General features: G+C 40.4%; 8 protein-coding genes, 8 tRNA genes, 2 rRNA genes and 1 pseudogene. 1 reads left to right on the forward strand and 18 read right to left on the reverse strand.

The window, feature by feature from the left end; genetic code table 11:
* Window positions 1-37 precede the first annotated feature (37 nt).
* From glmM to sigW, 5 genes are all read right to left on the reverse strand, one after another.
* The gene (glmM, locus tag M3196_RS20955; protein WP_251324248.1) at window positions 38-1,378 is read right to left on the reverse strand and encodes a phosphoglucosamine mutase; all 1,341 of its coding nucleotides are present in this window, start codon (window positions 1,376-1,378) and stop codon (window positions 38-40) included.
* Between the two features lie 18 nt (window positions 1,379-1,396).
* A complete protein-coding gene (locus tag M3196_RS20960; RefSeq protein ID WP_251324249.1) occupies window positions 1,397-2,650 on the reverse strand; it encodes a CdaR family protein in 1,254 nt (417 codons plus the stop codon).
* Complete coding sequence (cdaA, locus tag M3196_RS20965) at window positions 2,634-3,467, reverse strand: diadenylate cyclase CdaA (protein WP_251324250.1); 834 nt, start codon at window positions 3,465-3,467, stop codon at window positions 2,634-2,636. The genes M3196_RS20960 and cdaA overlap by 17 nt, the downstream gene beginning before the upstream one ends.
* A 359-nt stretch (window positions 3,468-3,826) precedes the next feature.
* Complete coding sequence (locus M3196_RS20970) at window positions 3,827-4,507, reverse strand: zf-HC2 domain-containing protein (protein ID WP_251324251.1); 681 nt, start codon at window positions 4,505-4,507, stop codon at window positions 3,827-3,829.
* 6 nt (window positions 4,508-4,513) lie between these two features.
* Window positions 4,514-5,089: an RNA polymerase sigma factor SigW gene (gene sigW / locus M3196_RS20975; protein ID WP_251324252.1), complete on the reverse strand. Its 576-nt coding sequence runs from the start codon at window positions 5,087-5,089 to the stop codon at window positions 4,514-4,516.
* Between the two features lie 204 nt (window positions 5,090-5,293).
* On the opposite strand from sigW, the gene M3196_RS20980 reads away from it, so the two are divergent.
* On the forward strand, window positions 5,294-5,464 hold the full coding sequence (locus M3196_RS20980) for an aspartyl-phosphate phosphatase Spo0E family protein (protein ID WP_251324253.1): 171 nt from the start codon (window positions 5,294-5,296) through the stop codon (window positions 5,462-5,464).
* A gap of 29 nt (window positions 5,465-5,493) precedes the next feature.
* On the opposite strand, the gene rocF is transcribed toward M3196_RS20980, so the two are convergent.
* The 13 genes and pseudogenes from rocF to M3196_RS21050 all read right to left on the reverse strand — a co-directional run.
* Complete coding sequence (gene rocF, locus M3196_RS20985; protein ID WP_251324254.1) at window positions 5,494-6,393, reverse strand: arginase; 900 nt, start codon at window positions 6,391-6,393, stop codon at window positions 5,494-5,496.
* Between the two features lie 426 nt (window positions 6,394-6,819).
* Entirely contained in the window at window positions 6,820-7,071 is a 252-nt protein-coding gene (locus M3196_RS20990; RefSeq protein WP_251322872.1) for a hypothetical protein, read from the reverse strand.
* Window positions 7,046-8,292 (reverse strand): annotated as a pseudogene (locus M3196_RS22280) (IS91 family transposase). Before M3196_RS22280 ends, M3196_RS20990 begins: the two are co-directional and overlap by 26 nt.
* A gap of 126 nt (window positions 8,293-8,418) precedes the next feature.
* Window positions 8,419-8,494: transfer RNA gene (locus M3196_RS21005), tRNA-Ala, on the reverse strand.
* Between the two features lie 8 nt (window positions 8,495-8,502).
* Window positions 8,503-8,576: transfer RNA gene (locus M3196_RS21010), tRNA-Gly, on the reverse strand.
* Between the two features lie 45 nt (window positions 8,577-8,621).
* Window positions 8,622-8,706, reverse strand: a tRNA-Tyr gene (locus M3196_RS21015).
* Window positions 8,707-8,869: 163 nt separating this feature from the next.
* Window positions 8,870-8,945 (reverse strand) — tRNA-Thr (locus M3196_RS21020).
* Window positions 8,946-8,950: 5 nt separating this feature from the next.
* Window positions 8,951-9,026 (reverse strand) — tRNA-Val (locus M3196_RS21025).
* Between the two features lie 28 nt (window positions 9,027-9,054).
* Window positions 9,055-9,129: transfer RNA gene (locus M3196_RS21030), tRNA-Glu, on the reverse strand.
* A gap of 17 nt (window positions 9,130-9,146) precedes the next feature.
* Window positions 9,147-9,222 (reverse strand) — tRNA-Thr (locus tag M3196_RS21035).
* Between the two features lie 8 nt (window positions 9,223-9,230).
* Window positions 9,231-9,305 (reverse strand) — tRNA-Asn (locus M3196_RS21040).
* Window positions 9,306-9,335: 30 nt separating this feature from the next.
* Window positions 9,336-9,451, reverse strand: a 5S ribosomal RNA gene (gene rrf, locus M3196_RS21045).
* Between the two features lie 157 nt (window positions 9,452-9,608).
* A 23S ribosomal RNA gene (locus M3196_RS21050) occupies window positions 9,609-9,781 on the reverse strand; the annotation flags it as partial.

A 9,781-nucleotide genomic window follows, 5' to 3' on the forward strand; every position in this document is an offset into this window, starting at 1 on the left:
CCCTTTTTTATTTTATGGCGGAAAAAGGTCTTTCTTTTTAAACTAATTCTTGTTTAACAACTTCTACTATTGTCTCTGCATGCTTCTGGCAAAGCTCTTCTGTAGGAGCTTCAACCATGACACGAACAAGCGGTTCAGTTCCAGAAGGACGAACCAGCACTCGGCCGTTCCCTTCCAGTTCTGTTTCTACTTTATCAATAGCTGCTTTGATCGCTTCATTTCCATTTAATTTTGACTTATCCGCTACTTTTACGTTGATTAAAAGCTGAGGAAACTTCTTCATTTCATCTGCAAGCTCTGACAACGGTTTGCCGGTTGCTTTTAAGATAGATGCAAGCTGAATTCCTGAAAGTAGTCCATCACCAGTCGTTGTATAATCTAAGAAAATAATATGCCCAGACTGCTCTCCGCCAAGGTTAAAATCATTCTTGCGCATCTCTTCCATTACATAACGGTCACCAACAGCTGTTTGTGCTGATTTCATGCCATTTGCTTCAACTGCTTTATAAAATCCAAGGTTACTCATAACTGTTGATACAACCGTATCCTGCTTTAATCGTCCTTGTTCTTTAAGGTGCTTAGCACAGATATACATGATTTGGTCACCATCAACTATGTTTCCTTTCTCATCGATTGCGATCAAACGGTCTCCGTCTCCATCAAAAGCCAATCCCATGTCGCACCCTTTTTCTTTTACAAGTTCAGCAAGCTTTTCTGGATGAGTACTTCCTACTCCATCATTGATGTTTAATCCGTTCGGACTTGTGCCCATTGTTGAAATATCTGCTTCCAGATCAGCGAACAAGTGCGGTCCGTGTGAAGACGTTGCACCATGCGCACAATCTAATGCGATATGAAGACCTGAGAAGTCTCCAGGAATCGTTTGCTTTAAATATTGAAGGTACTTTTGTCCGCCTTCGAAATAATCGCTGACAGAACCGAGGTCGCCGCCTACAGGACGAGGCAGATCATCTGTATCTCTATCTAATAAAGCTTCGATTTCAGCTTCCTGCTCGTCTAAAAGCTTAAAGCCGTCTGCTCCAAAGAATTTGATTCCGTTATCAGCAACCGGATTATGTGAAGCAGAGATCATTACCCCTGCCTGTGCACCAATCGCTTTTGTCAAGAAGGCTACTCCAGGCGTAGAAATAACGCCTAAACGCATAACCTCTGCACCGATTGATAAAAGACCTGCTATAAGTGCACCCTCTAACATCTGACCGGAGATCCGTGTATCACGACCGATTAGAACCTTTGGTTTGTCTGTATCTTTCGTTAATATATATCCTCCAAAACGCCCTAATTTAAAGGCAAGTTCTGGCGTTAGTTCTGTATTTGCTACTCCTCTTACTCCATCGGTACCAAAATATTTTCCCATTATTGCTCTCTCCTTCATCTATTGACTGCTGGTCTCTGTTTGAATTTCCACACTGGCTTCTTGAACTGTATCTGTCAGATCAATATCAGCAGGATTTTTCCAATCAATTTTTACTTCGTGTGTCCCTTGCTCAAGCTGACTCACATCCACAACACCTTGCAGATCTGATTTTTCGAGAGAATCCAGAATACTTTTCTTTCCTTTTACAGTCACGTCAACAGCACCATCCTGTGGGTCCAGTATGGTAGCTTTCTTCTCATCACTAGTGCCCAGCAAAGTTAAAGGAACATCTTTAAACGTTCTTGTAACATCTTCTTCTTCAACGTCAACTGAAACGGTTACCTCGCTTACGGAAACAGCATCGATTCCGTCCGGTACGGGTACATCTACCGTTAATGTTGTATCCTTTTTTATCTTGCTTAAATCTATAGAAATCTCTTTAAATGAATCGTATTTATCTAAAGAAGTTGTTGTACCTGTAAGTGTAATCTCTTTTGGGTCAGTTGTAATGGATCCCAAAGATAGGCCTTCTTCCAGCTCACCATTTGTACGAATGGAAATCGGCACTGTTTTCTTAGGTTTTTTTATCGGAACGGTTACATCTGCCGTTTGAGGAGAAACCTGAACATCAATAAGGTCTCCTTGTTGGTTGTATGCTCTAAGCGGTACTTTTGTTTGTATAGGCTCGTCCGCTTCTCCAACATCCACAAACCCGGTAATAAATGATATCTGGTTGATCATGCCTTCTGGACCTGTTACTCTTACAGTTTTCGGCGAGAATTCAACATCTCCCACTGTGTACCCTTCTGGCAATTTTTTCGTGTTTTTTAAATCTACATTAACAGACATCTCTTTTGTAACTTTCTTATGGAGGATAACGTCCACGTATTCAGGCTTCACTTTCGCCTTAACACCTTCAGGCAAGCCGCGCACCTTTACTTTAACCCGCTTGTTGCCTGGCTCCATATTGGTCAGATCAATATATACTTCGAACTCTTTATCTACTTTTGTCGCTTTTGTAATCAGACGGCTCGATCCTGTTAATGTTAGATCCACCGAAGACGGTAAATCGGTTAAAACATACTGCTCTTCATCAAAATAAGGTGTGATCTGGACGTCCTGTATCGTTTCACTTTCCGTGTACATTTTTGAAAAGATGGAACGGTTTGCTGCTTCTTCCTGGGTTTCCATTGTAACGATGGTATACATCATTAATGCTAGGAGGAAAGCAATAATTTTAACAAACCATGAACTATTAAGGAGTTTGTCCATTTTTCTTTCCCCTCCAATTCCAGCGAGTTGAGGAAGTGGACTTGTTAGCAATAATCAATTCTGCATTTAACAAATTTCTTAAAGACTCTTCGTCCAGGTTACGATAAATTTCTCCGTTCTTTGTAAGAGAGATCGTACCTGTTTCCTCAGAAACTACAACGGTTACGGCATCTGTTACTTCACTGATCCCTAATGCTGCTCTATGTCTTGTTCCAAGCTCTTTTGATACAAAAGGGCTCTCTGTAAGCGGCAAATAACAGCCAGCTGCAAAAACCTGGCTTTGTTTTATGATGACTGCTCCATCATGAAGCGGTGTATTCGGAACGAAAATATTCGTTAATAACTCGGATGTTAGCTGAGCCTGAATCGGAATCCCTGTTTCAACGTACTCACTCAATCCTGTTTCTCTTTCGATTGAGATAATGGCTCCAATACGGCGTTTGGACATATAGTTAGTAGACTTTACAATAGCGGCAATCGCTTTTTCTGTTTCTTCTTCTTCTGGGATTCCAGTTCTTGAAAAAAACCTGCCCCGGCCAAGCTGTTCGAGCGCTCTTCTCAGCTCTGGCTGGAAGATGATAATGATGGCAAGCAATCCATATGTAATGACTTTATCCATCAGCCATGACATCGTCCTTAAATCGAACGAGCTGCTTAGAAACCATACAACAATGATTACGCTTATCCCTTTTAACAATTGAACGGCTTTCGTTCCCCGGATAATCATAATCAGTTTATAGATGACATAGGTCACCAATAAAATATCAATTATTTGTGTAATGTAGTTAAAGATATTAAAATCTGCAATTGGTAACATAACTTCCCTCCCAACTCGGGTATGTGGTCCAAGTTGAAGTTTCATAATGGATTTAACTTATTTATTATAGCATACCTCATTATAAAGAAAACTGAACATGAGAGGCTCAAGATTTGTGAAACTGCTGGCTCATCCATTTCTTTTACTCGTGTTAGCGGCAATTTCGGTGATTGAAACTCTCTTTTTAGTAATACCACCACAGGTATTACAGCAAGCATTCCCACGGTAAATCGTATTAATCCCACGTTAGTTAATTTTATTCTCACGTTAATTGAAATAATCCCACGTTCATTTAAAAATAACCACGAGACGACACACCCTGACAAATTTCGCCACTCGGATACCCTGCACCCCTCCAATTAACTCTTTTGTGTACTTTCCTTTCCAACAAAAAAAGCCGTCTGTAAACGGCTCTTATCATCAATCATCGTTTCTTGTTTTGTACTAAATAGTGATTTCAACTTGTACCATACCCATTCGACAACTTGGCCGATTTCCTGACTGTGGCCCGTTACTTCACCTGCTGATGCAAGATATTGATTTCCTTTTATTACAGTGACGTCTCCCTCAACTCTGCCTTCAATCCGCACATCTGCATTCTCAACAACAAGGTCACCTTTTATGGTTTCACCTTCTGGGACAACAACTACTCTTTCAGCTTTCTTTATTTGGAGATTTCCTTCGCCTTTTACTACAGCCAGATCCTGCTGATTGTAGCTTGTAAAAACAGAGGCTGCCATGAAAAACATAAAAATCGCCGCTGCTGTAAGAGCAGGGTGGCGCTGCATCCATCGCTTCCATTTTATTTGTTGTTTCTCTTTTGGCAGCTGAGCCATTATGGCTTGAGTAAATCCTTCAGGAGCCTTTATATGTGTTTGTAACTGTAATTCCTTTAAAGTATGTGTAAGCAGCTCGTACTCTTCTTTACACGTTTCGCATTCTTCCAGATGAGCATGAAAAGCACGTTTCTCTTCCTTTGTCGCATCACCATCGAGTACTTTATTCATCAATTCATCATATACAGAAGCTTCACATTGCATTTTTCTTCACCTCGTTTTTACAACCATTTGAAATACTTTTTTCAGCGCTTCTCTACCCCGATGTATACGTGTTTTAACAGTTGGAACGGGTATGTCCATAATCTGGCTTATCTCTTCTAATGATAAGTCTTCTACATATTTTAGTACGATAGCTGTCCGATACTTTTCGGGAAGTTTCATAATTTCTTCTTGAAGTTCATTCCATCGCTCATTTTCTGTTACAACCTGTTCCGGTAACGGATCATCCGCAGACAGCTGGCTATACATGTTAGCTCCATCAGTGCCAGGCACCTCTGCATCCAAATAATAATCAGGTTTTTTCTTTCTTAACCGGTCGATACAAAGGTTTGTAGCGATTCTGTATATCCAAGTTGAAAATTTAAATTCATTATTGTATTTACTTATATTACGGTAAGCTCTTAAAAAAGTTTCTTGTGCTAAATCTTCTGCTTCATGTCCATTGCCGACCATCCGGAAACAATGCCGGTATATTTTATCTTTAAAAAGGTCCACAATGCCTTCAAACGCTTCCTGGTCCCCTTTTTTAACTTGGGCAACCATATTCGCTACTAAGGCGTCCATCTATTATCACCACTCGAATTTTATTTACGGTTCAGGTTTCCATAAGTTTCAATAATTTATGTTATTTTTTTATTTTATCACGACGCAGAATTTGACGAAATAAAAAGGTATATTTTTCTAATAACGGTGTTTCAAAATAATAGACCCTGGGAATATTAATCATATAAAATACTTTAATCGAGTAAAGAGAGGGGTTGTTTGTAAATGCATAGAGATTTATTGATTGAACAAATCGAACACTCCAGACAGCAAATGAATGAGCTTTCAAAACACCTTCCTTTAATTGCAGAAGAAGTTGTTGAACTTTCTCAAGAAATCGATCAGCTGCTAAATCAATATCAACGCATAAATGAAAAAGAACAGTTGCTTCCGTAAAAGAGGCAACTGTTTTTGTTTAAATCATTCTATAATAGTTTTTCGCCAAATAAAGAGCCCATTAATGCCACAGCAACCGTAGCTGTTTTGTTCTTCTCATCAAGAATTGGATTCACTTCCACAAATTCCGCGGATGTAATGATTTCAGATTCTGCAAGCATTTCCATCGCAAGGTGACTTTCTCTGTAGCTGATTCCGCCAAGAACCGGAGTACCTACACCTGGTGCATCGTGGGGATCTAGACCATCTAGATCAAGGCTAAGGTGAACCCCGTCAGTATGTGCCAAATATTCAATCGTCTCTTCCATAACTTTTGTCATTCCAAGACGGTCTACTTCATGCATTGTATAAACTTTAATTCCTTTTTCTTTTATAAGTTCTCTCTCACCTTCATCAAGTGAACGTGCTCCAATGATAACAATGTTTTCAGGTTTAACTTTTGGTGTATAGCCGCTGATGTTCGTTAATTTCTCGTGCCCGATACCAATGCTTGCTGCTAACGGCATGCCATGAATATTTCCGCTTGGAGAAGTATCTGCTGTGTTTAAATCACCGTGTGCATCATACCAGATGACACCAAGATTCTTATAGTGTTTTGATACACCAGCTAATGTACCGATCGCTATGCTGTGGTCTCCTCCTAATACCAGCGGGAACTTCTTGCTGGCAATTACATTAGAAACTGATTCAGAAAGCTTTTCGCTCGCCTCTAATACACCATTTAAGTTTTTAAGATTTCCTTCGCTTTCAACACTTTGCTTTTCTGGACGAGCAATTTCTATATCACCAAAATCCTCAACCTGATAGTTCAGATTCTCTAAACGCTCAATAATTCCTGCATATCGAATGGCACTCGGGCCCATATCTACTCCGCGTCGCATTTGTCCTAAATCCATCGGTACTCCGATTACTGTAATATCGTTCACCATCAATTTCTTCCTCCCTTATGAAAAACAAAAAACTATCGAATTCCTAATACCATTGTATCTGTAAGGGATTTCATGGTTCAACTGGACAAAATTTTGCATAGATATACCGAAAAGAAAGCGCTTTCGACGGATAAATACATATTTATGAGAAAAAACAAGAGGAAGAGGTTGAGTCCCTCTTCTTTTTTGTGTTGTAACGAGCAGTTCAAGTGAATAAATAATCCGTTTAAAGGCGGTCATTTTAAATTATAGGCTGTAATTGGCCATAAAGTTATAGTTATTGGCTTTTCGACAAAACTCGTTTAAAAACCAACAAATCATGAAAAAGAAAGATGGATGAGTCCATCTTCCTTTTAAAACACTGATTTTCTCAATACAAAGAACAAAATCACTAACGCGACTTTATGACGTCCCAAGTGAAGCTATTCACTTGGGATTTTTTCTCGCTTGAATCATAGTGCCTCCACAACTTGGACACTGGACTTCCACTTCTTCCCCTTTCTTTTTGTCTAGCCCAAATTCAGCCACGACAAAATCAGGAACATCATCTTCTTCATGACAATCCTTGCACGTAAATGTGATTGTTTTTATTTCCTCATTTAAACCAAACGGATCTTCCTCTTCGAGCGATTTAAAAAAATCCTTATTCAACTCATCCTGCTCTTTTTTGGTTGTCATTGTTATTCGACCTCCATCCTTTTATGCATTCCATACCTTCCATGTAATGATACAAGTATCCGTATCGAGAATGCCAGATTTCAATCAAGTCCATTCGCTGTTGACAATGAGGACATTTAAACGGATCCACATCAAACGCTTCAATCATTCTTTGTCGATAACTCTTCTTTCTTTGTTTCCGCTCAAGTACCCATTGGATTTGTTTCGTTCTCATAAACGAGCGCAGGCTTAATACAGCCTTGGCTTTTTTGTAAGCTCTTCGGCTGTACAAACCAAAACGACCAACCATTCGAAAATGCTTGGGGGAAATGTGCTGAAGAAGATCAAAGAGAAAGCGAAAGACAGATACTTTTTTATCCACCCTTTTCCCTGTTTGATGGTCTTCATACCAAAAACGAACAAGATTTCTATCGTATTCTTCAATACGATATTCAGCGACAGCTGGTCTAGCCAAATACCTTCCGATGTATTTGGCAGCTCCTTTCGCATCTTTCATCTTTTGTTCGGCATTGACGTAAAACCCTTTCGGGTAACGCCGGTAGAGTTCATTGATGAGCTGAATAACTGCTGGATGATCAGGAAACCATTGTTTGGCCATATCCAGTAATAATTTCTGCCATGATTTTCGTAAAAAATCATACGGAATAAAGTCACTCGGTACCCACTCATTTTTATTATCAATAGCTCCTTCTGTTACTAAGGCGTGGATATGCGGATTAAATTTCAAATCCCTTCCGAATGTATGTATACAGTAATCACGCCTACTTGAAGCCCTCTTTTTTTACTTTTTCGATGATAATAAAACTGAAAGACTTCAGCTACTTTCTTGGCTAGTTCATTCAGCTTTTTCCGATCCTGAAAAAATATGTTTCTTAACTCCTTGGGTACGGTAAATACCATATGCCGATGCGGTACATTAAAAATCATTTCCTGTTGTTTATCTGACCAGTCATCCGTATACTTTTTACCGCATTTATGACAGAAGCGACTTTTGCATGTAAAGCAGACAAAGACAGGATCTGGTTTTCCTTCGCAGCCTAAACATTCATATCGCGAATAACCCAAATCACGTGTACCACATCGAATAGCTTTCCACACCGTTTCTTTAATATCTTTCCGATACGCTTCTGGGAATCTTGTGTCATGAAGATTCCAAAAGCCATCAAAGTGGTCTTTCAAAATTTGTTTAATGACACCGTTTTTGTATCTGTTTTTACTCATATCCGTTCTCCAAAAAATGATACGAACATTTTAACGAACAACTATCCACAAGTCTAGTGATTTTATAATTTCCTAAACAATAAAAAAAATCAGGCATGACCGCCTGATTGTTAATTGTTATGTATATGGTGGAGCTTAGCGGGATCGAACCGCTGACCTCCTGCGTGCAAGGCAGGCGCTCTCCCAGCTGAGCTAAAGCCCCGAAATGAATGGAGCGGGTGATGAGAATCGAACTCACGACCAGAGCTTGGAAGGCTCTTGTTTTACCATTAAACTACACCCGCATATTATTTGAATTATGGTCTAACTTTTAAGAAGTTAAACAAAGATGGTGGAGGGGGACGGATTCGAACCGCCGAACCCGGAGGGAGCGGATTTACAGTCCGCCGCGTTTAGCCACTTCGCTACCCCTCCACATAAAAAAAGAGACGTTTTAAAACATACTCCTGCGTCTAAATGATGATTCAAAAGAAGTATGTTCCTCGTCGCATCAATTTGATGCCCTGCGTCTACTAGCTTATTCAAGCTGTATATTCCTCGTCGCATGTCAGCTAAGAAGATATATAGTAAGTAGACATGGTGCCGGCTAGAGGACTTGAACCCCCAACCTACTGATTACAAGTCAGTTGCTCTACCAATTGAGCTAAACCGGCATAAATGGTGGAGGATGACGGGATCGAACCGCCGACCCCCTGCTTGTAAGGCAGGTGCTCTCCCAGCTGAGCTAATCCTCCAAAAGTTATGTTCAGTTAAAAGAAAAGTTGGTGACCCGTACGGGATTCGAACCCGTGTTACCGCCGTGAAAGGGCGGTGTCTTAACCGCTTGACCAACGGGCCATATTTTTTAATTAATATGGAGCTTCCAACCGGGCTCGAACCGGTGACCTCTTCCTTACCATGGAAGCACTCTACCTGCTGAGCTATGGAAGCAAAGGTAATGGCTCCACAGGCAGGACTCGAACCTGCGACCGATCGGTTAACAGCCGATAGCTCTACCACTGAGCTACTGTGGAATAATATAATCTAAGGAATTTTGAGATGAAGCCCAGCGACGTCCTACTCTTACAGGGGGAGACCCCCAACTACCATCGGCGCTGAAGAGCTTAACTTCCGTGTTCGGTATGGGAACGGGTGTGACCTCTTCGCCATCATCACTGGACCTTGTGTCTCAAAACTGTTTATCCTGTTGGGACAAGATAAATTTTATTATATTTCCATACAGATTGCAAGGGTTTTTTTACTGATTTTATCCATAAAAATCAATGTTTATGTTCCCTCAAAACTAGATACGACGTTTCCAAACTTCATGCTTTTTTAAGGATAAGCCCTCGACCGATTAGTATCTGTCAGCTCCACGTGTCACCACGCTTCCACACCAGACCTATCAACCTCATCATCTCTAAGGGGTCTTACTCACTTAACGTGATGGGAAATCTCATCTTGAGGGGGGCTTCATGCTTAGATGCTTTCAGCACTTATCCCGTCCACA

Source organism: Fictibacillus nanhaiensis (assembly GCF_023715445.1).
In the GTDB taxonomy this organism is placed as follows: domain Bacteria; phylum Bacillota; class Bacilli; order Bacillales; family Fictibacillaceae; genus Fictibacillus; species Fictibacillus nanhaiensis_D.